This is a genomic window from Pseudonocardia benzenivorans CB1190 (assembly GCF_000196675.2).
GTDB classification, from domain to species: Bacteria; Actinomycetota; Actinomycetes; order Mycobacteriales; family Pseudonocardiaceae; genus Pseudonocardia; species Pseudonocardia benzenivorans.
The window spans coordinates 2,432,087-2,454,771 of the sequence record NC_015312.1 but is presented as its reverse complement, the minus strand read 5'-3'; the positions used below and the strand labels follow the sequence as shown (position 1 = coordinate 2,454,771).

General features: G+C 74.7%; 24 protein-coding genes. 6 read left to right on the top strand and 18 right to left on the bottom strand.

Annotated features, from left to right (window positions below; genetic code table 11):
- Positions 1-5: 5 nt before the first annotated feature.
- The 4 genes from PSED_RS11650 to PSED_RS11635 form a co-directional block, all read right to left on the bottom strand.
- The gene (locus PSED_RS11650; RefSeq protein WP_132975392.1) at positions 6-434 is read right to left on the bottom strand and encodes a pyridoxamine 5'-phosphate oxidase family protein; all 429 of its coding nucleotides are present in this window, start codon (positions 432-434) and stop codon (positions 6-8) included.
- A gap of 110 nt (positions 435-544) precedes the next feature.
- Positions 545-1,438, bottom strand: coding sequence for a universal stress protein (locus PSED_RS11645; RefSeq protein WP_013674437.1), 894 nt, complete (start codon positions 1,436-1,438; stop codon positions 545-547).
- Between the two features lie 281 nt (positions 1,439-1,719).
- Positions 1,720-2,379: a hypothetical protein gene (locus tag PSED_RS11640; RefSeq protein WP_013674436.1), complete on the bottom strand. Its 660-nt coding sequence runs from the start codon at positions 2,377-2,379 to the stop codon at positions 1,720-1,722.
- On the bottom strand, positions 2,376-2,843 hold the full coding sequence (locus tag PSED_RS11635) for a nitroreductase/quinone reductase family protein (RefSeq protein ID WP_013674435.1): 468 nt from the start codon (positions 2,841-2,843) through the stop codon (positions 2,376-2,378). The genes PSED_RS11640 and PSED_RS11635 overlap by 4 nt, the downstream gene beginning before the upstream one ends.
- Positions 2,844-3,074: 231 nt before the next feature.
- On the opposite strand from PSED_RS11635, the gene PSED_RS11630 reads away from it, so the two are divergent.
- The gene (locus tag PSED_RS11630; RefSeq protein ID WP_013674434.1) at positions 3,075-3,260 is read left to right on the top strand and encodes a DUF1918 domain-containing protein; all 186 of its coding nucleotides are present in this window, start codon (positions 3,075-3,077) and stop codon (positions 3,258-3,260) included.
- A gap of 64 nt (positions 3,261-3,324) precedes the next feature.
- Here the strand turns inward: PSED_RS11630 and PSED_RS11625 are convergent, their stop codons facing one another.
- Both PSED_RS11625 and PSED_RS11620 read right to left on the bottom strand, forming a co-directional pair.
- Positions 3,325-3,858 carry a hypothetical protein gene (locus PSED_RS11625; protein WP_013674433.1) on the bottom strand — a complete coding sequence of 178 codons (534 nt, stop codon included), beginning with the start codon at positions 3,856-3,858 and terminating at the stop codon, positions 3,325-3,327.
- Positions 3,859-3,999: 141 nt separating this feature from the next.
- Entirely contained in the window at positions 4,000-4,392 is a 393-nt protein-coding gene (locus tag PSED_RS11620; RefSeq protein ID WP_013674432.1) for a DnaJ domain-containing protein, read from the bottom strand.
- 229 nt (positions 4,393-4,621) lie between these two features.
- On the opposite strand from PSED_RS11620, the gene PSED_RS11615 reads away from it, so the two are divergent.
- A complete protein-coding gene (locus PSED_RS11615; protein ID WP_013672922.1) occupies positions 4,622-5,266 on the top strand; it encodes a response regulator in 645 nt (214 codons plus the stop codon).
- A gap of 95 nt (positions 5,267-5,361) precedes the next feature.
- On the opposite strand, the gene PSED_RS11610 is transcribed toward PSED_RS11615, so the two are convergent.
- Both PSED_RS11610 and PSED_RS11605 read right to left on the bottom strand, forming a co-directional pair.
- On the bottom strand, positions 5,362-5,790 hold the full coding sequence (locus tag PSED_RS11610) for a pyridoxamine 5'-phosphate oxidase family protein (protein WP_233899446.1): 429 nt from the start codon (positions 5,788-5,790) through the stop codon (positions 5,362-5,364).
- Positions 5,791-5,940: 150 nt separating this feature from the next.
- Positions 5,941-6,756, bottom strand: a complete 816-nt coding sequence (locus tag PSED_RS11605; protein ID WP_013674430.1) for a hypothetical protein — start codon at positions 6,754-6,756, stop codon at positions 5,941-5,943.
- Positions 6,757-7,412: 656 nt separating this feature from the next.
- Here PSED_RS11605 and PSED_RS11600 point away from each other — a divergent pair.
- Positions 7,413-7,613, top strand: coding sequence for a hypothetical protein (locus tag PSED_RS11600; RefSeq protein WP_013674428.1), 201 nt, complete (start codon positions 7,413-7,415; stop codon positions 7,611-7,613).
- Between the two features lie 120 nt (positions 7,614-7,733).
- Here the strand turns inward: PSED_RS11600 and PSED_RS11595 are convergent, their stop codons facing one another.
- The 4 genes from PSED_RS11595 to PSED_RS11580 all read right to left on the bottom strand — a co-directional run bounded on the left by PSED_RS11595 (position 7,734) and on the right by PSED_RS11580 (position 10,747).
- Positions 7,734-7,988 carry an SHOCT domain-containing protein gene (locus tag PSED_RS11595; RefSeq protein ID WP_013674427.1) on the bottom strand — a complete coding sequence of 85 codons (255 nt, stop codon included), beginning with the start codon at positions 7,986-7,988 and terminating at the stop codon, positions 7,734-7,736.
- On the bottom strand, positions 7,985-9,535 hold the full coding sequence (locus tag PSED_RS11590; protein WP_013674426.1) for a DUF4389 domain-containing protein: 1,551 nt from the start codon (positions 9,533-9,535) through the stop codon (positions 7,985-7,987). Before PSED_RS11590 ends, PSED_RS11595 begins: the two co-directional genes overlap by 4 nt.
- A 127-nt stretch (positions 9,536-9,662) precedes the next feature.
- A complete protein-coding gene (locus PSED_RS11585) occupies positions 9,663-10,052 on the bottom strand; it encodes a CBS domain-containing protein (protein WP_049803372.1) in 390 nt (129 codons plus the stop codon).
- 227 nt (positions 10,053-10,279) lie between these two features.
- Entirely contained in the window at positions 10,280-10,747 is a 468-nt protein-coding gene (locus PSED_RS11580; RefSeq protein ID WP_013674425.1) for a CBS domain-containing protein, read from the bottom strand.
- Between the two features lie 332 nt (positions 10,748-11,079).
- On the opposite strand from PSED_RS11580, the gene PSED_RS11575 reads away from it, so the two are divergent.
- The gene (locus tag PSED_RS11575) at positions 11,080-11,862 is read left to right on the top strand and encodes a universal stress protein (protein ID WP_013674424.1); all 783 of its coding nucleotides are present in this window, start codon (positions 11,080-11,082) and stop codon (positions 11,860-11,862) included.
- A gap of 36 nt (positions 11,863-11,898) precedes the next feature.
- Here PSED_RS11575 and PSED_RS11570 read toward each other — a convergent pair whose 3' ends face one another.
- Positions 11,899-13,173, bottom strand: coding sequence for a wax ester/triacylglycerol synthase domain-containing protein (locus PSED_RS11570; RefSeq protein WP_158511307.1), 1,275 nt, complete (start codon positions 13,171-13,173; stop codon positions 11,899-11,901).
- Positions 13,174-13,341: 168 nt separating this feature from the next.
- Here PSED_RS11570 and PSED_RS11565 point away from each other — a divergent pair, with 168 nt between their 5' ends.
- A complete protein-coding gene (locus PSED_RS11565) occupies positions 13,342-14,100 on the top strand; it encodes an ATP-binding cassette domain-containing protein (protein ID WP_013674422.1) in 759 nt (252 codons plus the stop codon).
- A 93-nt stretch (positions 14,101-14,193) separates the two neighbouring features.
- On the opposite strand, the gene PSED_RS11560 is transcribed toward PSED_RS11565, so the two are convergent.
- Positions 14,194-15,018, bottom strand: a complete 825-nt coding sequence (locus PSED_RS11560) for a dioxygenase family protein (RefSeq protein WP_013674421.1) — start codon at positions 15,016-15,018, stop codon at positions 14,194-14,196.
- A 155-nt stretch (positions 15,019-15,173) separates the two neighbouring features.
- Between PSED_RS11560 and PSED_RS11555 the strand changes: the two genes are divergently transcribed.
- A complete protein-coding gene (locus PSED_RS11555; RefSeq protein ID WP_041759534.1) occupies positions 15,174-16,703 on the top strand; it encodes a 4-hydroxyphenylacetate 3-hydroxylase family protein in 1,530 nt (509 codons plus the stop codon).
- On the opposite strand, the gene PSED_RS11550 is transcribed toward PSED_RS11555, so the two are convergent.
- The 4 genes from PSED_RS11550 to PSED_RS11535 form a co-directional block, all read right to left on the bottom strand.
- The gene (locus PSED_RS11550; RefSeq protein ID WP_013674419.1) at positions 16,664-18,004 is read right to left on the bottom strand and encodes a helix-turn-helix transcriptional regulator; all 1,341 of its coding nucleotides are present in this window, start codon (positions 18,002-18,004) and stop codon (positions 16,664-16,666) included. The two genes, PSED_RS11555 and PSED_RS11550, sit on opposite strands and share 40 nt — an antisense overlap.
- Before the next feature lie 22 nt (positions 18,005-18,026).
- Positions 18,027-18,578 carry a flavin reductase family protein gene (locus PSED_RS11545; RefSeq protein ID WP_013674418.1) on the bottom strand — a complete coding sequence of 184 codons (552 nt, stop codon included), beginning with the start codon at positions 18,576-18,578 and terminating at the stop codon, positions 18,027-18,029.
- 82 nt (positions 18,579-18,660) lie between these two features.
- Entirely contained in the window at positions 18,661-21,699 is a 3,039-nt protein-coding gene (locus PSED_RS11540) for an AfsR/SARP family transcriptional regulator (RefSeq protein WP_013674417.1), read from the bottom strand.
- 98 nt (positions 21,700-21,797) lie between these two features.
- Positions 21,798-22,538: an FAD synthetase gene (locus PSED_RS11535; RefSeq protein WP_041759532.1), complete on the bottom strand. Its 741-nt coding sequence runs from the start codon at positions 22,536-22,538 to the stop codon at positions 21,798-21,800.
- Between the last annotated feature and the right edge of the window lie 147 nt (positions 22,539-22,685).

The window sequence follows — 22,685 nt, the reverse complement described above, 5'->3', positions numbered from 1 at the left end:
GAGGGTCAGGCATGGGTGAGGGCCCGGCCGGTGAGCCGCCTGGTGGGGATGGCGAGGGTGTGCGCGGTCCGGCCCGGCGCACACCGCGTCGGGAGCCGCGGCCCGAGCTCGGCGAGGCGCTGCGGATCGGTGATCTCGTAGGCCTCTCCGACGGCGAGCACGCTCCATCCCGTCCGGGTCGCCGGGTCGACGTCGTCGGCCTGGAACCCGACGACGACCCCGTTGACCGCTCGTAGGAGGGGGCCGTCGGGGCAGGTCCGGAAGACGATCTCGTCACCGTCGACCAGGAAGTTCACGGGATGGGCGGCAGGCATGGCCGCATGGGTGAACACGAGGCGGCCGATCGCGGCGCCCGCCAGCAACCGCAGGCACTCGCCGCGGTCGAGCTCGGGCAGGCCCGACGACATGCTCGCCGCCGGAGGAGAGATCCACACGGGTCCAGTGTCCCTGCGCCCACGCGTGCGTCACCGGGCCGAAGGACCCCCTTCGCACGGACTTCCCGTCCTTCCTCGGCCCTCGGGCCGCGGCACCGCCCACACCGGTCTCACGCACGCACCACCGCGACCGGGCAGCCGGCGTGCCGGAGGAGGACCTGGCTCACCGAGCCCAGCAGGGCCCCGCGCACCGACCCGCGCCCACGGCTGCCGACCACGACCAGCTGCGCGCGCCTCGACCGGCTCACCAGCGCCGCGGCCGGGTTGTCGCGCACGACCTCGCGCGTCACCACGACATCGGGGTACTTCTCCGACCAGCCCGCCAACCGCTCGGCCAGCAGCTCCCGCTCGCCCGCCTCGATCGCGTCCCACTCCAGCAGCGCCCATCCGGCGGCGTCGAGCGTCGAGTCGCTCCACGCGTGCACGGCGACGAGCCCGCTGCCCCGCGCCGACGCGGCGGTGAACGCGAACGACAACGCGGGCTCGCTCACCGGTGACCCGTCGACACCCACCACGACCGGGCCGTCCGGCGTCGGGGTACCGCGGACCACGACGACCGGGCAGCGCGCGGAGGCAGCGGCGGCGATCGACACCGATCCCGCGAACAACCCGGCGAAACCTCCCACCCCGCGGTTGCCCACGACCAGCAGCTCCGCGGTCTCCGACTCGTGGTGCAGGACCGCGGCCGGCACCCCGCCGCGGACCTCCGTCTCGGTCCCGAGCTCCGGCGCGACGTCCTCGGCGACGGCGCGCGCGTGCGCCAGCCACTCCTGCGCTGCGGCCTCGATCGCGTCGCGGAAGATCTCCGGCTGCAGGTCGACCGCGCCGATCCCCGCCGGGACGGCCCAGTCGACCGCCGCGACCAGCCGCAGCGGCAGGTGCCTGCGCGCCGCCTCCTGTGCGGCCCACCGCACGGCCCCCGCCGCGGCCTCGGAACCGTCGACGCCCACCACCACGCCGCGGGGCCTCTGCTCGCTCACCGGCTGCTCCCCTCTCCCGACCATCCGTCCGTCCGACGGTGCCAGAGCACGGCCGGGCCGACCACAGCTGTGGGTCACCCCGGCTCCGGTCCGGCGACCCCGCCGGCCGAATCACAGCCTGCTCAGGTCCTTCGGCCCTGCCCGCACCCACACTCGTCGGCTCACCATCGATGTCGCCGGTCAGCGTGACCACACCGCGCCGGCACATCCCGTCGCTGGGGAGCGGACGGGGTAGTCGGGCCGGGGTGGGCGTCCATGGGGGAACGCCCACCCCGGCTCAGCACCCGACGTCCGACGGCAACTCGTCACCGTCGCAGCGCGGTCGGCGGTTCGTGCCGGTGCAGGACGACGGCCAGCAGGATCACCGCGAGCCCGATCCCGAGCATGACGGGCTGCAACACGTTGTAGCGCTGCACGACGAGCAGCTGGACCCCGATCCAGGCGACGAGCGCCCCACCGGCCGCGATCGACACCACCGGCGCCCACGTCGAGCGCCGGGCCTCCAGGACCGCGGTAACGGTCATCGGCACCGCCACGACGAGCACCAGAAGCATCCCGGGGACCACCCATGACGTGAACGGGGTCGCCGAGAGCCAGTCGTGCGGCATCCCGATCATGTTGTCCGCCATGAGTCCCACGCCGCCGTAGACCGCCGCGAGGGCGACCAGTGCCTCGACCACCACCAGGGACCACCGGGTGACCCGGACCGTCTCCTGTCGGCTCGCCTGCGCCACGTACCGCATGTCCACCTCGCGTCCGTCGCCGGGATCGTCAGGCAGAGCCTCGCGCGGCCGGAGCCCGTCGACCACGGGCCGGCCGTCCCCTGGGACCCGCTGACGGACCGCCGTCGACGGGACCTTCGGCCCGTGCACCCCGGCGAGCACGGCCACGTCCGCGACCGATGGCACCCCGCGGCCACCCGGCGCGGCGCTCGCGGCGTCGGCCGAGGAGGCCGGCCCGGTCACGGGGTACGCAGCGTGATCGTCGCCAGCGCGTACTCCCGGACCGCCGCCTCGAGGTCCTCCGGACCGTAGCCGTCCGGCAGCGTCAGACCGAACCGGCGCTGCGCCTGCGCCCGGCCGATGCGCTCGACGGCCCGCGCGAGCGTCGCGGCGACGGCAGCCGGTTCCTCGGTCACCACCGCGGTCATCGGTGTCGTCCGGCCGTGGTGGGTGACCGTCACGTCCGACCCGCCGCGCAGATTCGTCCGCCACCGGTGCTGGGTGACCACCAGCAGCTCGTCTCCCAGGTCCGCGAAACCGACCGGGATGTCGTAACGACGCCCCGTGCGCCGGCCCGTCACGTGCAGGATCAGCACCTGGTCGTCGACCAGGCCGTGCAACCGGGAGCCCGCGAGCCCCCGCACGACGGGATTGATCGCATCGATCAGCCGCTGGGGCGGAATCCTCCTGGTGATCGTGACCGTCATCGTCTCCTCCTCGCCTCCGGCGCCCGGCCCGGGCATCGGCCGGGTCGGACGCCCCCAGCCTCGTCCGTCGCACCGCGGCGCGCTGCGGCGCTCCGGCCCCTCCCCCGGGGCCGAACGACCGGGCGGCGCGGTCGGGCCGGAGGTCCTCGGCGGACGTGCCGGAAGCCTCACGCGAAGGCCCCGACCGGACCCGGACGCTCGGGGCTGCGGCCCCGCGACCGAGGAGGAACAGTGCACGCAGACGTCGGAGACCACATCGTCGTCGAGAACAGCGTCCTCGACGCCACCCCACGGCGCGGGACCGTCGTCGCGGTGCTCGGCAAGGACGAGGGGCTCGAGCACTACCAGGTGCGGTGGCAGGACGGGCACGAGTCCCTGTTCTTCCCGGGACCGGACGCACACCTCGAAAAGGGCTGAACCGGGCGGCCCGGGACTCGTCCCGGCGGGAATGCGCCTCCCGGACCGGGTTCGGCCCGACGGGTCACCGCGGCGGTGCGGCGGGCAGCGTGCGTCGTCCGGAGAGGAACTCCGCACGCTCCGCCCCCTCCACCACCTCGTAGGCGACCGAGCCCGCAACCGTCACCAGCCTCAGGACCTGGGACAGCCGGACCGCGTAGGCCGTCGCCCGTGCGGCCCCGTCCCATACGTACAGACCCCGGTAGACATCGGTCGACCGATCGGCGAGCCAGAGCTTGCTCACGAACCCCGGGAATCCGGCGAACAACGGCGTGTTGACGACGCACGTCCTGCGGAAGACCGCGTGCGCCCACCGCGCGGCCCCGACCCACCGCAGGCGGAAGGCCACGACGAGCAGGACCGGGTCGGTCGCGCGCCGCGCGGCGACGGTCTCACGGAACACGGTCGAGCAGGACCCGTCGACATCCCGGAGCTGGGCCCCGACCAGCGACGACGGCATCGTCAGCCGGCGCCGGGCGAGCAGGCGCGCGGTCGTCCCCGCCGACCTGGCCACCGCCAGGAGGACGTCGGCGGTGCTCGGCTTCACCTCGATGGTCATGACGCCTCGCCGGGTCGTCGGACGGATGCGGGGCCGCGGTGAGCCCCGTCCCCGAGGCTAGGAACGGGCGGCGGGCGCGGAGCAGGGGCGAACGGCCCGGCCGCGCGCGCCGATCAGACCGTCCTCGTTCCGGGCTCGCCTTCAGCCGAGGTCGATGCGCAGCGGGCCGATCCTGATCACCAGCCGCCCTTCGGCGCGTGGCGCCCGCCTCGGCTCGCGACCGGCGGAGGTGGCCGACGGCGTGGCCCGGTTGCGGGGGCGGGGACCACCGGGCCGTGCGCGGGCGGCCGCCCGCGCGGCGTCGTAGTGCGCGCGCCGGATCGGGTCGCGCAGCACCTGGTAGGCGTGCAGCACGTGGGCCAACGCCGCCTCCGCCGCCGCGTCCGGGCGTGTGTCGCCGGCCGCGCCCCGGGTGTCGGGATGCAGCCGTCGCAGCGCGCGGCGGTAGGCGCGCCGCAGCTGTTCCTGGTCCGCGTCCGCGGGTACGCCGAGCACCCGGTACAGATCGGGCGTCGCTCGTCCTTCGCCGGCCACGTGCACCTCCGATGCCGTCGACGACCCACGGTTACCCGGCTCTGCGCCCGGAGAACCGAACCGCCCGCCGGTCGGCCGAGCGCTCCACGGTCGCCGGCGCCCGGACGTGCCGGCTTCTCCGGCCGGAACCGATCATGACCGCGGTCCACCGGGAGGGGGCCATCGGTTCTGTTCAAGGCCGGTCGAACGCCGTTATCGTCGAGCCTCGCCACGAACCAGGAGGCCCCCGGTGACGATCTCGGTGTTCCTGCTCGACGACCACGAGATCGTCCGACGCGGCATCGCCCAACTCCTCGAGACCGAGGACGACATCCAGATCGTCGGCGAAGCCGCCACCGCCGCCCAAGCCCTCGCCCGCATCCCCGCCGTCCGCCCCGACGTCGCCATCCTCGACGTCCGCCTCCCCGACGGCGAAGGCGTCGCCGTCTGCCGCGACGTCCGCTCCGCCACCTCCCCACCACCCGCCTGCCTCATGCTCACCTCCTTCTCCGACGACGAAGCCCTCTTCGGCGCGATCATGGCCGGCGCCTCCGGCTACCTGCTCAAACAAGTCGCCGGCACCGACCTCATCGGCGCCGTCCGCACCGTCGCCGCCGGCGGCTCACTCCTCGACCCCAAAGCCACCGCCTCCGTCCTCGAACGCCTCCGCCGCGGCGAGGACACCGAAGACCCCCGCTACGCCGGCCTCTCCCCCCAGGAACGACGCATCCTCGACCTCGTCGCCGACGGCCTGACCAACAAACAGATCGGCGCCGAACTGTTCCTCGCCGAGAAGACCGTCAAGAACTACGTGTCCTCACTGCTGCACAAGCTCGGCTTCTCCCGCCGCACCGAGGCCGCCGTCTACGCCGAACGACGCCGCGCCGGCCAGTAGCCGCCGGGTCGCCCGACGACGCGGCGCACCGGGCCGACCGGTCGGTGGAGCAGGCGCCACCGGCACGTGCCCGGCCGAGTGGCACCGACCGAGGATCAGGGCCCGACCTGCAGGCCGCTCAGCCGCCGCGGTCGAAGGGCGAGTACGTCCGCCGCCGGCCCCGCCGCCCACGACCCGGTCAGCCGCCGCCGCATCCGCGCCGCGTCGACGTCCGACTCGACCCGGCAGGTCTCCCCCACCGCCAGGACCGTCCACGACGACGGACCGAGCGGGGCGACGCCGTCGACCTCGAAGGCCGCGACGGCGTTGCCGGCGATCGCGCGTGCCACGGCGGCGTCGTCGACGGAGAAGACGATCAGGCCGCGGTCCCACGCATAGGCGACGGGACGACACTCCGGCAGCGCACCGCGGGTGAACACGATCCTCCCGACGCTGTTCGACTCCAGCAGCGCCCGGCATCGTGCCGCGTCGAGCACGGCCGCGCCCGGCCGCGGTTCGGCGGCGATGTCGCCACGCATCGGCATGCTCACCCGGCCAGCTTCCCCACCCGCCCCGAAACCACTGGAGGGCCGAAGGTCCTCGATCGGACGGCCGGTCGACACGTTCCCGGCAGACCGCCGACCGATCACGGCCGCCGTGGGCCCGAGACCCCCGGTCCCTGCCCTGCAGGGCCATCAGGCGGCGACGAAGGCGAGTGCGGGACTCAGCTGCAGCACGGCCATGGTGGCCCCGCGACGGTGGGCGCCCAGGACCGCACGGGCCGAGCCACGCAACGCCTCGCGCAGCCTGTCCCGGTCGGCGGGCGCCGCCGCGATCCGCGTCCACCAGCCCAGTGCCGCGGCCGTGAGCCGGACCGCCTCGATCGCCTGCCCGAGACGGACGTCCGCGTGCAGCGCCAGCCCGTCGGTGCCGAGGAGCAGCCCGGACGGGTGCTCCGGAACGGCCCGTCCGTCGGGCCATGCGGGACCCACATCGGCGTGTGGCATCGGCCCGGTGCTGCGGGCCCAGGCACCTTCGCGCTCGGCGGCACGCCGCAGCCACGGCAGGAGTCCCACCTCGGGGACGACCGGATCCGGTCGCCGTGGCACACCCGACCGGCGCTGCCCGTCGAGCATGGCCGTCTCCTCGGGGCACGGTTCGCGACGTCCGCCGGCCCGCAGCACCGCGACCACGCCGGGCTCGGGACCGTGGGCCGTGACCGCACGGCGGCCGAAGCCGACGACGGCCAGGCGCGCGGCGCGCAGCGCCGTCCCCGCCGCGATCCTCGCGAGAACCGCGTCGGGCGAGGACGCCTCGGTCCACCGGCGCACGATCATCCGCATCGCGACGCCGTCGGGAACCGCGTCGATGTACCACGGGGTCGGGCCCGTCGCCTGTGCCGAGCCGTGGGCGGCGTGGGCGACCGCCTCCATCAGCATGTCGGCGGTCGGCGCCGCGAACGGGAAGGCTCCGAGCGACCGCTCGTCCACCGTCATCTGCTGTGCGTGCATGTCGAGGAGTCTCCGATCGGGTGCGCCCCGTCGTGAGGGGACGAACGTCCGTCGACCGGGCCGCGACGGCCCGGTGCTCGGTGGGACTGTCGGCAGGGAAGATCGGGTACGTCCGGCCCTGCCGGCCACCGGCGGCGATGCGGGTCCCGCGTCACCCGCCGCGACCCGGGCCCGCGTCGCGGTCGCGCCGGTCCACCGCACCGGCGAGGCCGTCGGGACCGGATGTGCGCCGCACGATCGCCCCGCCCGTCCGGCGCGCGCCGTCGCCGATCCGGTCCCCGGGCCCGGCCCGGACGAGTCGGGGACCCTTCGGCGCGGCTGCCCGGAGCCGGTTCCGGTCCCCCGACGCCACCGTCCGCACGCCGCGCCGTACCGGGCGGTCGGGCGCCGGTCGCTCGGTCGTCCTCACCATGAGTGCCCTCCCGGGTCGCGGTTCCTCCGACGTCGCGCCGACAGGGAGATCGTCGGGCGTCCGACGGGGGCGCGGGCAGGGTCGATCGGCCTCGTCCGGGAGGACCACCGTCGGTCCGCGGGCGGCGGCGCAGAGTCCGAGGTCCCGGCCGCCGCCACCCTCCGGCCCTGGTCGGACCATCCGGAACCGGCGGACCGTGTGCGGCACCGCCCGGACGACCGGGCCGACCCGAAGGAGAGCCGCCATGTCCACGTCTGCCTACGCCGTCGTGACCGGTGCGTTCGTCGTCGACGACAGCGGCGTCCGGCTCGGCACCGCCGGTGAGGACGGCCAGGTGCGTGACTTCGCCGGCGTCCACATCGGCTCGGTCGACCGCAACCGCGGCGACGTCGCCGTCGACTTCGCCGGCATCCGCATCGGGCGCGTACTCGGCGACGAGGGCTGACCGGCCGCCGCGCCCCGACGCACCCGAACCGGTCCGGCACCTGCTGCGGCCCTGACGACGCCGGGGCGCCGTGTCCTGGTGACACGGCGCCCCGGACGTGTCCCGGGCCCGTCGACCGGTTCAGGGAGCGGGTCGCGATCCGCTCCGCAGCGCGGTGCGCAGCCGCTCGTACTCCTCGACGTCGATCTCCCCCGCGGCCAGCCGCTCGTCGAGGATGCGGCGCGGGCGGTCGCCCTCCGGGCCGTCCGGCCACGTCCCGGTCCGACGGCCGAGGAGCAGCACGGCCCCGGCGGCGCCACCGCCGGCAGCCAGCAGGAGCAGGACGAGCTCGACGACCCACGCCGCAGGCGAGACACCCCAGCCGCCCCACATCATCGGGCCACCTCCACGGTCCTCCGCCGGCCGGTGGTCGCCGCGCCGACGATGACCGCGATGCCGACCACGAGCAGCCCCACTCCCGTCCAGAAGGCGGCCATCGAGGCCAGGCCCAGCACCGGTACCCGTGCCGCGAGCTGGACGCCGGCCGAGACGGGCGCCGTGCCGTCGGCGTTCATCACCACCGCGGTCCAGTCACCCGGCACGGGTGCCCAGGACATCGTCGTCGTCCCGGGCCCGGACGCCCGCGCGACCCAGAACGGCTGTTCGCCCGGCGGTGCGACCGACGCGCTACCCGCGACCTGGTCAACCCCGGCCGCGAACCCGCGTCCGTCGAACGCGCCGGTCCGCCACACACCCTGCGCCGCCCCGGCGAGGTAGCGCGACACGTCGGCCGTCGGACCGATCCCGACGAACACGTCACCTCCCCGGTTCGACGTCGCCCGCAACGCGACCTCGCCGAAGACCCGGGCCGGCGTGTCGGGCCGGTCCGCGTCGATCTGCAGCGGGTCGGTCCGCAGTGCGACGCCGGCTGTCGTCGCCGTGCCGACGCCGGTGGCGAGGAAGCCTCCGCCGTCGCGCGCGACCCGGTCGGTGACCAGGCCCGCGGTCCCCAGTCCCCCCAGGAGGACGCCGAGTGCCGTGACGACGGAGCCGAGCACGAGGAGCAGCGCCCGGGCGGTCGAGGGCGGCGGGGCCGGCGTCGTGGACACCGGCCTGCGCGCGCCGGGCGGCACGTCGTCGGGAACCTCGACGACGTCGACGGGCGGATCCATGACGATCGTCGCCCCGCCCGGCGCGGACGAGGCCGCCGGCGTGAGCGGCCCGCCGGAGCGCCGCTCGGGGCCGGCCGCGACCCGCCGTCCCGTGCGGTCGTCGTCGACCGCCGGAGGGTCGTCGCCACCCTGGTCGAGCCGGAAGGGTGGGTACACGTCGGTCATCAGCAACGCATAGGCCGCCACCCGAAGCACCCATCGGTTCATCCCCATGACCGCGTCGAAGATGCCCGCCGGGTACCGGCCGGTGAACAGCAGCGCCACCAGCGCGATCAGGACGAGCACCCCGATCAGGCCGAGGCCGAAGACGCCCGTCGTCACGTTCGTCCCGGGCGCCTCCCAGCGGCCCGCGCCGACGAGCAGGACGACCACCAGATAGTGCGGGATCGCCAGCAGCCACCACTTGACCAGCGCCTTCGGTCTGGACAGCCGCTCGGGCCGCTCGATGTCCAGGCGCGCCGGATAGTCGGGCACGTCGGACAGGGTGAACGGCGGGTACCGGTCGGTCCCGCCGAGCGCGTAGCCGTAGAAGGCCACCCGCCAGGACCAGCGCAGGACCCCGGCGTTGAACCCGAACAGCGCGCTCGGATAGCGGCCGGACACGACGACGGCCACGAGCGCGACGATCGAGAGCACCACCAACGCGATCCACAACACCGCCAACACGATCAGGTGCGGTATCAGCAGGAACCATTTGACGAGCCACGTCCACCGCGAGAGTCCCGGGTCGAGACGACCGCTGATGTGGACCGGCTGGTGAGAGTTCGACATGCGCTCGAGGATCCAGCGCGCCGTGGCGATCCGGCAGAGGCTCCCTTCTCCCGGATGGTGGGCCGGAAGGCCCGGGACCGGCCGGCCGGTGGGACCGTCGCGACCTCCCGGGATCCGACCGACGGTGCTACCGCCCGACCGGATCGACGGCCCGCGCGGCATCCGCCAGCAACAGCACACCGACCACCCGGGCCCCGTCGCCGACGGCGACCGCCGGCAGCGCACGGGTGCGCATCAGCGAGACCACGGCGCCGAGGTCGTCGCCGGGCCGCACCACGACGGGCCCGTGCGTCATCACCGCCGCGACGACCGCCTCCGGATCGAGCTCGAGCTGCCAGCCGTTCGGCAGCACCGGGCCGGCCAGATCGCCGCGGGTGACCACGCCGACCAGCCGGCCGGACGAGTCCGCCACCGGCGCGACCTCGTCGCCGCGCGCGGCGAGGATGGCCGAGGCGGTCGGGATCGGCATGCCCGCCTCCACGGTCCCGGCGCGACGCATGACGTCCTGCACCCTCATCCGGATCGCCCTCCCGTCGTCGGACCGACGAACCCATGACCGCCCGGCAGGGAGAGGCGAGCACCGCCCGGCCGCCCACCTCACCTCGCTCTCGCCCGGTCGTCGTGGGCAGTGTCGCGCGATCGCGCCCGCCCCGACACGGCCGGCCGCACCGGTTTCCTCCCGTCGGGGGAACCGTCGCCGGCAGGGCCTTCGGCCCGCGCGCGGCCGGGCCGCGGTGAGCACGGTCAGGCCCGCAGGCCGCGGCGTCGACGCACCTGTTCGGGGGTCCGCTCGTGCCGGGCCACCACCCTGAGCAGGTCGCGCCACGTCACGACACCCACGAGTTCGGCGCCGTCCATGATCGGGACGGACCGCACGTCCGACGCCACCATCGCCGCCGCGACGTCGGCGAGGTCGTCGTCGGGACACAGGGCCGCGGGCGGGGGCGTCATGACGTCGTCGACGAGCACCGCGGTCGTCGCCTCCGCGGCATCCGACGAGAACCGGCCGCGCACGAGGTCCGCCTCGGTCACCATCCCGACCACGTTCCCGTCCCGACCGAGGACCGGCGCCGCCGTGAACCCGTGGGAGGCCAGGAGCGCTGCCGCAGGGGCGATCGGGGTGTCCGCGCGCACCGTCACCACCGGCGAACTCATCACGTCCGCCGCCGTGAGGACGACTCCCGTCACGGCGTCCGTCTGCACGTCGTCCACGTCCGCCCGCCTTCTCCGTCTCGTCGCGCACCCGTTGTCTCCCGACCAGGCTCGACGTGCGGCGCAGGTGCGACCAGGGCCGATCGGTTCGGCGGACACGGCCGTTCGGCGGGGCCGTACCGGGCCACCGGCCTCTGTCGACGGGGTGGTCCCGGCGCGCACGCTGACGCGATGACCAGCACCGCGCCGGTCCTGCCGACGCCACCTGCCCGCGCCGATCGGCGGCGCCGCGTCGTCCGGCACGAGGACGTGGCGCGACGTCGGCGCGGCCGCCGGTCGCGCGGCCGTTGCGCCCGGCCTGCTCGGCAGACCCGGCCTGGACGGGCCCGGCCGTGAGCGGCCGTCCGGTCGTCCTCGCCGCCGACGACCTGGTCCCGTCCAGGTGGGCCGCGGCGGAGGCGGAGCGCCTGCGCGCGCCGCTGCAGGTGGTGGGGACCGGGAACGACGTCGCCAGGACCCGCGTGACGCAGCTGCTGCGCGCCTCGGCCCCCGGCGCCCCGGTGGCGACCCGCCGGGTGGCCGACCCGCTCGGAGCCGACCTGAGGCGCGTCAGCGCCGGGGCCGAGCTCATGGTCGTCTCCGCGGCGGTGGGTCCGCGGGTCGTCGGTGCCGCGGTCTGCCCGGTCGCGACGGTCCCGCCCACAGTGCCCCCGCTCGGCCGCGTGATCGTCGCGGTGGCCCCCCGGACCGCGCCGTCCGTCCTCGACCTGGCCGTCCACGAGGCGCTCGCGCGCGACGCGGAGCTCGTGGCGGTCCGGGTGCGGGGCGGTCCGGACGCCGATTCCGGCGATGCCCTGCCGGACGTCCTGGCGAGATGGCAGCGCGATCTGACGCACGCATGCCGCGACCTCCGCCAGGCCCTCGCGCGGTGGGGTGCCGACGACGCCGATCGGCGGTTCCGGTTGCTGACCGTCCGCGGCGACCCGGTACCGCTGCTGATCGCCCTCGGCATCGACGCCGAGCTGCTGGTCGTCGGCTGCTCGGTGCACGGCGCGGGCGCGGCGGTCCTCGCGGGCGACCTGGTCGCCACGGTCCGGTGCCCCGTCATCGGCGTGCCGGACCCGGCCACGCCGCGCGGGGCCACCGCCCGGCAGCGCGTCCGGTCGAGCTCATGACGCCTCCGGGTCGGCAGCGGGGCCGCCCGGCCGTCGCTAGGTGCGGGCGCGGTTCACCGAGTCCCCCGTGAGCGCGAGGAACCCGGCGCGGACCCCTGCGGCCACCCGGTCGAGTTCCGGCACCCGGACGGGGTCGGCGTGGATCGTCACGACGAGCCGTCCCATGGCGGCCAGCGCGACGACGGTGACCGTGATCGATCCCTGGTCGCCCAGTGCGAGCGGGACCATCCGGGTCACCGGGACCCCGCCGAGCGTGAGCGGTCCGGCCGGGCCCCGGACCAGGCTCACGATCGTGTGCAACCGCCGCTGCCGTCGCAGGTAGTGGCGGAAGAGGCCCAGCCGCGCGACCAGCGGCATCACCGGCCGCAGCAGCGTGAGCGGCGCGGCCGGCGGGGCCGATGCCCGCCGGACCGCGACCGCCGCCGCGACGGCCCTGATCCGCTCGGCCGGCCCGAGGCCGCACGGGATGTCCACGAGCAGCGGGGCGTTGGCGTTCCCGGCGTCCCCGCCCGTGGCCCGGGTCGCCATCGGCACACCGACCGACAGCGTCGCGATCCGCTCGCCGCGTCCGGCCAGCAGCTCCTCGAGCGCACCGGCGACCACGGCGAGCAGAGCGTCGTTGACGCTCCCGCCCGCCGTGTGGGCGGCGGCGCGCACGGTGGCGAGTTCCACGTCGACGACGACACTGCGCCGCCGCGGCCCGGTCGGCGCCACCAGCGAGCACGGCTCGGCCCGATGCGGATGTAATCCTCCGCTCGCCCGCAGCGCGGCCAGCAGTGCCCGCGGCCCGCGCGTGGCCGTCGCCCGCGGCCCGCCGGTGACCGGCGCCCGCGGCCCACGCGGCGCCGGCGGCCCGGACACGTCGGTGGCCGCCGACGGCCGGTCGAGGAGCCCCCCGAGGACGTCCATGCCGGTCAGACCGTCGGCGACGGCGTGGTTGAGCACCAGGACCACCGCGCACGGCCGGCCCCGCACGACGAGGGCCCGCCACATGGGACGGTCCGCGGGCAGCGGCGCCAGCACCGCGCGGGTGGCCCGGTCGAGGAGGCTCTCGCCGGGCCCCGCGTCGACGACCGACACCCGGCCGCCGAGATCACCGACGTGCCGCCAGCGCAACCGCCGCAACGGCTGCCGGAGCACCGCCCGGCACAGCCGCGGCTGGGCGCGCGCCCGCAACACGAGGAGGTCGGCCAGCTGCCGGGCGTCCGGCCGGCCCTCGAGCTCCAGCACGACACCCATCTGCAGTGGCACCTGCGAGCCCGTCTGCACCGCGAGGACGACCGCGTCCGCGGGCGCAACCGGCTCGGTCATGGACATCGGCTCCTCCTCCCACGAGGGTCCGACCGGCCCGCGGGCCCGCCCAGGGCCGAAGGTCACCCGCCTTCGTCGACGTGGGCAGGTGGGCGTGCCTTCCTTCCCTACATTCGATGGACCTTCGGCCCATGAGTCCGGCACGGCCGCCGCATACCGTCGGTGGTCATGAGCAGTGCCCCCCGCCCGACGATGCCCGTTCTCGACGACGGTCTGGACCTCGCCGTCAACCTCCGCGACGTGGTCAAGCGGTTCGGGCCCGTCACCGCGCTCGACCACCTCACCATCCGGGTCCGGCGCGGCGAGGCGCACGGACTCGTCGGACCCGCGGGGTCGGGCAAGACGACCGCGCTGCAGATCCTCGCGGGGCGGCTCCGCCCGGACCGTGGCTCGGCGCGGGTGCTCGCCACGGACCCCCGGCGGCACGCCGTCGAGCTGCAACGGCGGGTGGCCTATGTGCCGCAGCAGGTCTACCGCTGGTCCCACCTGACAGGTGCCGAACTCCTCGACACGATGTCGTTCCTGCGCGGCAGCGACAGAACGCGACGCACGGAACTGATCGAGCGGTTCGACGCGGCCACCGATCGCGCCGGACACCTGGACTCGGCGGAGAACCGACAGAAGATCGAGCTGATCGCCGCTCTCGCCTCGCGCGCCGAACTGGTGGTCCTCGACGAACCCGGCCGCTACCTCGACGCCGCCGCCCGAGCGGAGCTCACGGCGGTGCTCGCCGAGGAACGGGGTCGACGGACCCTGCTCCTCACCGAGGACCCGTCGGCTCCGGCCGTGCCCGTCGCCTCGGTGTGCGGGCAGGTGACCGGCCTGGACGCCGGGCGCGCCTGTGACCCGGACCGTCGCGACGCGTGGGGAGCCCGCGGTGTCCGTCGGGTCGACGACCCGTGGCGCCGGTCGGCGCGGACGTTCTGATCGTCCCTCCCCCACGAGCCACCAGAGGGCCGTGACGCCGTCGGCGACATCGCAGGACGGAGATGTCCGCTCTCTCCTCGTGAGAGCGGGCGGTCACTCGCGGTCGAGCACGAACGTGTGGCGCAGGGTCTCGCCGTCACCGTCCGACTCGTAACGGGTCAGGAGCGAGGCCTTCACCCCGAACACGGGGTCGCTGTCGAGGTACGGGTCGTCCTCGCGGAAGAGCATGGTCGTCAGCGGTGCGAATCCGGGAGCCCCGATCCGGACGTGGAGGTGTCCCGGCCGCATCACCGACCGCCCGCTGGCGCGCATCAGCGCGCCCACCGGCCCGTCGTCCGGGATGGGGTACGGCGCCGGGCTGATCGTCGAGAACGACGCCCGCCCCTCCGCCGAGGTGTGGAACAGGCCGCGCATCGCGGCGCCCTCGATGCCCGGGATGTCGGAGTCGTAGTGTCCGTCCCCGTCGGCGTGCCACACGTCGACGGCAGCACCCGGGACGGGCACGCCGTCGGTGTCGACGACCGTCAGGTGCACCGACAGCGGTGTTCCGGGAAGTCCGGCGGAGATGTCGGCGCCGTCGTCGAACGAGGGACGGTTCGACCGGTAGAAGGGACCGAGGACGCTGTTCTCCGTCGCGGTCCGGCTGCGCCGATGGGCCACGGCGTCGACCAGCATGGTGACGCCCAGGACGTCGGAGAGCAGGATGAACTCCTGCCGCTCCGGCGTGCAGAGCTGTCCTGTCCTGGTGAGGAAGCCGATCGCCGCGGCCCACTCGGACTCGGTCAACGAGACCTCGCGCACCAACTCGTGCAGGTGCCGGACCACTGCGTCGAGCACGGTCCTGAACCGCTGGTCGGACCCGTGGGTCCCGGCCCGCAGCACTGCCTCGGTGATCGTCTTCTCGTCCGTGTCGAGCATGCCGACGAGCGTAGGGACCGGCTGTGACCCGGAGGGAAATCGACGGAACCCGCGATGTCACCCGGGGTGAGCACGCCGGGGTCACCCCGGCGGGCGGGACCCTCCGCAGGTCGGTGCCCCATCGGGGCGGCGCCGCGGAAGCGAAGGGATTGGTCGTGCTGCGGACAGGCAAGCAGTATCTCGAGGCGCTCGACGACGGCCGCGTCGTCTGGGTCGGCGACGAGCTGGTCGACAACGTCGCGACGCACCCGAAGACCCGGGACTACGCCCGGCGCATCGCCGAGTTCTACGACCTGCATCATCGCGCCGACCTGCGCGACGTCATGACCTTCGTCGACGACGACGGCGAACGCCGCTCGATGATGTGGTTCCGGCACCGCGACAAGGAGGAGCTGCGCCGCAAGCGCCGCTACCTCGAGACGGTGATCCGCGAGCTCGACGCCGGCGCGGCGCCACGGACCCCTGATGTCAACAACTACGTGTTCCTGACCTACATGGACGACCCGTCGCCGTGGAGCGAGCAGTCCGTCGGCACGGGCGGGCGGGACCTGACGGCCGGGATCACCGCGTTCTGGCAGCACATCCGCGACGGCGACCTGAACGCGGCCCCGGCGTTCGTCGACCCGCAGACCGACCGCTCGCGCGAGTCCGCGCAGGCCGAGTCCCCGGCGCTGCGGGTCGTCGAGACCCGCGACGACGGGATCGTCGTGCGGGGTGTGAAGGCGATCGGCACCGGCACGCCGTTCGCCGACTACATCCACATCGGGGTGTTCTTCCGCCCCGGGATCGTGAGCGAGCAGATCGTGTACGCGGCCGTGCCGGTCAACGAACGCGGTGTGACCCTGGTGTGCCGCGAGAGCACGGTGAAGGAGGGCCGGACCGACGAGCATCCGCTCGCGTCCCGCGGCGACGAGCTCGACGCCGTGATGCTGTTCGACGACGTGTTCATCCCGTGGGAGCGCGTGTTCCACGTCGGCAACCCCTCGCACGCCGCGCTGTACCCGCAGCGGGTCTTCGACTGGCTGCACTACCAGGCACTGATCCGGCAGGCCGTCCGCGCCGAGCTGATGGTCGGACTGGCGATGCTGATCACCGAGCACATCGGGACCTACCAGCTGCCACCGGTGCAGACGAGGCTCGCGCAGCTCGTCGGGTTCCATCAGACGATGCGGGCGCACGTGATCGCCTGCGAGGAGGAGGGGTTCACCACGCCGGGCGGGCTGTACAAGCCCGACGTGCTGCTGTTCGACTTCGGACGGGCGCACTACCTCGAGCACGTGCCGCGGATGGTGAACGAGGTCGTCGACCTCGCGGGCCGCTCCGCGTTGATCTTCCCGACGGAGAAGCAGTGGGAACGGCCGGAGCTGCGCAAGTGGCTCGAGCCCCTGCAGACCGGACCGGTGGGACGCCCCCATGACCGGTTGCGGATCAGCCGGGTCATCCGCGACATGTTCCTCTCCGACTGGGGCGACCGGATCGGCGTCTTCGAGAACTTCAACGGCACGCCGCTGCTGGCGGTGCGCATGCTGACGATGCATCGAGCGGAGATGGCGCCGTCCGGACCGCTGACCGACCTCGCCCGGAAGGTCTGCGGGATCGCCCCGCCCGAGCCGACCGGGGACACCGCGTACTCGGAGCAGGCCGCCTACGCGCGACGCCAGGACGCTCGCGCCGTCGCGAGCTGACCCCCGGCCGTGGGCTCCCGCCCGCCCGGGAGCCCACGACGGGCCGGCTCGCCCCGCTCCCGCCCGGCGACGACCGCCGCACGACGTTCGTGCACGCGGAGCTTGCGGAACACCGACCGCACGTGTGTCTTGACCGTGTTGTGGGACAGGTGCATCTCGGCGGCGATCTCGCGCAGGGTGAGCGGACCGGCGAGGGCGCGCAGCACGGCCAGCTCCCGCGGCGACAGCGGTTCGCCGGCTACCAGTACCGGTCCGGCATCGTCCCGGACGGCCGCCCGGTGCGCGCGCTCGGCGAGCACCGGGAGCATGCCGGGCTCCTCGCGGACGAGCACGTCGTGCAGCACGGGCCGGAGGGCGGGATGGATCCGGAAGCCGCGCGGTGTGCGCCGGAGGAACAGGGTCGAGGCCGCCAGCGCGCGGAGCTCCTCGCCGGCTCCGGGTGAACCGGTCAGTGCCTCGGCACCGTCCGGGGTCACCTCGTCCAGCACGCCGCAGTGGAGCAGCAGCCGGCGCTGCGCGGACGTGACACGCTCCAGGAGCTCGGCGGAGAAGTACTCCTCCACCTCCGTCAGGGACGCCGGCAGCGGTCCGCACCCGCCGACGCCGCGCAGCGCGACGCCGGCGAGCCGGACTCCGGTGGCCCAGCCGTCGAACCGGGTCCGCACGTCGTCCACCACCGAGGGCGCGATCGGGAAGCCCGCGACGGCCGACAGCAGCTCCGCGGTGTCGGGCGGGTCGAGGCGGAGGTCGTCCTCGGTGATCTCGGTGAGCCGACCCGCCGCGCGCACCATCGCGACGGGCCCGCCCGGCGGGCGCGCGGTGGCGAGGACGACGCGGACGTGCGGTGGGAGCCGCTCCACGAACTCGTACAGCGACTGCCTGGTCAGCGGGTCGTCGACGACGTCGAGCCCGTCCAGGACGAGGGTCAGGCCGCGCGCGGCGTGCAGCGCGTTCACGACGTCGGGCAGGACCTCACCGAAGACGACCGACCTGGTCCCCGCCGGCAACGGGTCCGACCCGTCGAGGCCGCAGAACGGTCGCAGGGCCTCGAGCAGCGCGCGCCACACCGCGGGCGCGGAGTCGTCGTGGCGGCTGAAGGTGATCCACGCGGTGCGGTCCCGGCCTGCCGCCCACTGCGCGAGCAGCACCGTCTTGCCCGACCCGCGTGGCGCCGCCACGAGCGTGACCTGTTCGCCCGCGTCGAGGACGGCCAGCAGCCCGGCGCGGTGCAGCGCATGGCGTGGCGCGACCGGCGGGCGCAGGCGGGTGCGGACGACGGCCGTCCGGTGGCTGCCGCTCACGTCAGGGGTCTCCCGGCCGCGCCTACATCGCCGACGCGAGCTGCCAGTGGAAGGCCTCGCGCGCGTGGCCCTGCGGGTCGCACAGACCGCCGAACGTGCTCGCGAAGTAGACCAGCGGGCTCGTCCCCGCCCGGAACTCACAGGTCAGCACGTCACCGATGACGATCGTGTGGTCACCCCCGGGCAGTGCCGACCCCACCGAGCACACGAAGTGCGCGATCGCGTCGGCGAGGACCGGGACGTCGTCGTCGGTGCGCAGTGCGACGCCGGCGAACTTGTCGTCGCGACGTGTCGCGAAGCGCCGCGCGAGATGCTCCTGGCCCTCACCGAGGACGTTCACCGCGAAGCGGCCCGACTCCTCGATCGCGCTCCGGGTCGGGAGGGTGGTCCCGATGCACACGAGGAGCTGCACCGGATCCAGGGACAACGACGCGACGGCACTGGCCGTCATCCCGGCGGGCCCCGTCGACGTCCGGGTGGTGACGACCGCGACCCCGGTGCTGAAGTGGGAGATCGCCTGCCGGAAGTGGGGCGCCGACGGCCGCGGGTCCACCGTGGTTGCAGGAAGGGTCATCGCTACCTCCGTGGGAGCTCGAACGTCGTCCCACGACGGTGCCATCCGCGTCGTTAGTGCTCGGGAAATCCGGCTCGCGACGTCAGGCCCGCAGCCGGGTGACCAGCCGGCGGATCTCCGCCGACGGCGGCACCGACAGCTCGCGCATCGCCACGACGTAGCGGCGGTAGAGCGACAGCACCTGGTCGTCCTGGCCGCCGGCCTGCGCCACCGAGATCCGCAGCATCCACGCCTGCTCGCTGTAGGGATCGACGCGCAGCACGGCGTCGGTGTTGGCCACCGCGTCGCGGTAGCGGCCCAGCCGGAACGCCACCCGCGCCAGGTCGAGCCGCGCGGCCCGGATGCGCGCGCCGATCTCGGCGCGTCGTGTCTCGGCCCACGCCCCGGGGAAGCCGTCGAGGTACGGGCCGCGCTCGGCGCGCTCGATCGCCTGCGCCAGGGTCGCGAGGCGGGTCTCGCCGTCCTGGTGGTCGGCCTGGGCGAGGCTCGCGACCGTCTCCGCGGCGGCGCTGGTCACGAGCTCGGGTCCGGCGAGCCGGAAGCGGTCGCCGTCGAGAACCGGCACGACCTCGTCGGGGAGGACCTCGCGCAGCCGGTAGAGCGCCTGGCGGAGGTAGCTGCGACCGGCCGCTTCGTTGCGGGACTCGAACAACGCGTCGAGGAGCTCCTTCCGGCCGGCGACCCGGTCGTCGCCGGCCAGCAGGTAGGCCAGCAGCTCGACGCTCTTGCGCAGGCGCGGGACGACGGCCACCCCGTCGAGCCGCAGCTCCGGAGCACCGAACTCGTCGAGTACCAGCCGGGGTGCGCGTCCGGTGACGGTGAGCTGCCGTCCTCCGGTGAGCCGTGCGGTGAGGTCGTGCCAGCGCGACGTGCGGCTCGGCTGGGTGTCGGCGCCTCGGACGGCGACGGCGGGCACGTCGGCCAGTGCCGTGAGCAGCAGGTGCATCGACCCGCGCTCCTCGGCCACGGCGATCGCCAGCTCTGCGGCCGCGTCCGACGCGTCCTCCTGGCCCAGGTGCCAGCGCGCCTCGGCGAGGTAGCAGGCGGCGGTCGGGACGTCGAGCAACCGGTCGCTGCGCTGCATGCTCTCCAGGGCCCGGGTGAGGAGATCGGCTGCCGCCGCGTACCGCTCCTGGAGCAGGAGCGCGAGTCCGCGCCACAGCCGGGCGAGCTCCCGGGTGAACCCGTGCCGCTCGGCGCCCCGGGCCTCGGCCTCGTCGAGGGCCCGGACGGCCGCCTCGTGGTCCCCGTGCAGACGCAGGCACAGCTTGGCCTCCATCAGCAGGACCAGGGTCGCGTAGATCTCGGAGCCCGTGGCGGCGGCCTGTTCCCGGCCGCGCTGCAGCGCGTCCCACGCGTCGGCACCGCGTCCCAGGTCGAGCATCAGCTCCGCGGCGTCGAGCGCGTGCAGCCACAGCGGCTGCGGCTGCGGCTGCTGACGGTGTGCCTCGTAGAGCGTCATGGCCTGTTGGATCCGCCCCGTCGCGCGCAGCCCGGCGATCACCCAGGGCGCGCCGAGCACGCTCCGCCACGGCCCGTGGACCCCCGGCGAGTCGAGACCGTCGAGCCGGCCCCGGATGTACGCGAGCCGCATCAGCAGGCTGTCCAGCGGGCCCGACGGCGTGGTGGCGAACGCCGGAAAGGGCGGCGGCGGCCGGTCGAGGCTCAGGGAGAGCACCGTGTCGGCGACGTCACGGGCCCTGCCCGGCGGCAGGCACCGGCCGACGCGGACCGCGTCGTCGAGCCGACCCGCGTGCCAGAGACACCACGTCAGCAGGACCAGCGCCTCGTCCTTGGCCGGCTGGTCGCTCGCGGCCGCCGCGCTCACCCATCCCCAGCCGTGGCGGTCGAGCAGCTCGACGGCCCGGCCGGGTTGTTCGAGCGCGAACGCCACGCGCAGGACGATCGCGCCGATCGCCGGGGTCGGCGAGCGGCTGGATGCGCCGAGCAGGTCCAGCCAGCGTGCTGCCGGCCGGAAGTCCATCCGCTCGACCAGGCCCGGGAGCAGCTCCGCGGCCTCGGCCCAGGCGTCGTCGACGGCGCCGATCTGGAGCAGGGCGTGCACACCTTCCTCCCGCTCACCGCGGTGCAGGAGGAGCCGGGCGTGGCGCAGCCGAAGCTCGTGGAGCTCGGCGGCGTCCTCGTGCGAGAGCATCTCGCGGAGGTGGTCGCGCAGCTGCGGGCTCACGATCATCGCGCGGTCGGCGGTCCAGGTGACGGGCAGGTGCCGGTCGCGCAACCGCGCGAGTGCCTGCGCGGCGTCGGTGAGCCCGAGCGCGTGCGCGGCATCGACGGTCACCTCGTCGAGCAGGCTGGTCCGGACGAGGAACCGCCGCTCGAGCTCGGGGAGCTCGGCGAGGACGTGTGCCGTGAGGTAGTTGCGCATGTGGTCGGGCGCGGCGCCGGCAGCCGTGCCCTCGCTGAACAGCACGCCCGCGACCCACCCGCCGGTGAGCCGGAGGGTGTCCGCGGCGGAGTCCGGTTCGCGTCCGGTCGCCTCCAGCGCCGCGATCACCTCGTCGAGGTCGAAGGCGAGGGCGGCACCGGTCAGCGACGACACTCGCGCCAGCTCGCTGGTGGAGCCGAGATCCAGCGGGAGAAGGGTTCGCGAGATCAGCACGATGGTCACGTCCGCCGGCGCGTACCGGGCGAGCGCGGAGAGCACGGCGAGCGCCTCGTCGCTGCCCGCCACCCGCTCGGCGTTGTCGCACACGAGCACGAGCCGGGACCCGTGCAGGCTCTCGGCGAGCAGTCCGGCCGCCTCGCCCACCGGGATGCGGGCCGCGAGCGCGTCGGTGGCCACCCCTCGGGCGTCGGACGCGTGCGTCTCGACGGCGGCCTCGAGATAGAGCAGCAGACGGCCCGCGGCGGCCTCGCTGCCGTCGAGCGACAACCACGCGGTCGGCCGGTCCTGGGTCTGCAGCGCGGCCGCCACCGCGGTCGTCTTTCCCGATCCGGCCGCGGCGTAGACGGTGAGCGTGCCACCGCGGGCGACCAGACCCGCGATCCTGCGGGACAGCCGGGGGCGGTCGACGAGATTCCCGGCCAGCACGGGCGGGGTGATCTTGCGACGGATGATCGCCCGGCGTGGGACCGGTGCGACGGGCTCCTCGACTGCCACCGGACCCGCACCCCCTGTGGTGGCGCCGCCTCAGCGCGGAGCCGGTCCACAGCTTCGGCGGTGGGCACGGGCCGGTGCAACCCTCGATTTCGCCCTGGCTAACGGTCCACCCGGCAGCGGAGCACCAGCTCGACGCGCCCGCGCAGCTGCTCGTCGACGGTGATCCGGCCGCGGTCGTCGACCACCGCGTGCGTCGGGACGTCGTTCACCAGTACCCGGTAGCGGCCCGCCGGCGGTACCGCGAGCCCGGTGTCGACGACCACCGAGCGACCGGGGGCGCCCCGGCCGGTGAGCGCATGCGGTCGCCCGAGCAACCGGGTCACCGCGCCGATGTCGCCCGACGACAGCGACGCCCGGATCCGGCTGGACGAGACCACGCCCGCCGCCGATCTCACCAGCGGCGTGACGCGCGTCCGGAACCGACCGTCCCGTCGCAGGACGTGCCCGCTCCCCTCGCCGCCGGCACCGAAGCGGAAGTTCGCACCGACCGACACGGTGTGGGCACCGAGCCTCCCGACGAGGAGATCGTCGACGAACGACGGCGCCGCCACTGCTGCCCACCGCGCGTCGAACCGCAGGACGACCACCTCGCGGACTCCGAGCGCCGCGAGCCTCGCCACCTTCGTCGGCACCGTCGTGAGCAGCGCGGGCACGTCGTCGGGCCGCAGGACCTGCAACGGATGCGGGTCGAAGGTCAGCACGGTGTCGCATCCCGCGATCACCTGCGCATGTCCGATGTGGACACCGTCGAACACGCCGATGGCGACGGCGCGCGGTCGGCGACGGACCGACGCGTCGTCGGTGACCTCGACGGTGGGCTGGTGCAGCACGTTCCGCATCCTCGCGGGCCGGTCGTGAACAGCGGCGAAGCCCACCTGGGCGGTCGCCCCCGCGCCGTGACCCCGCCTGTTAGTCGGCGTTGCCCCGGCCGTCCGCGGCGGATGGAGTGGCCGCACGGAACGCGGCACGGACCGCCAAGTGATCGG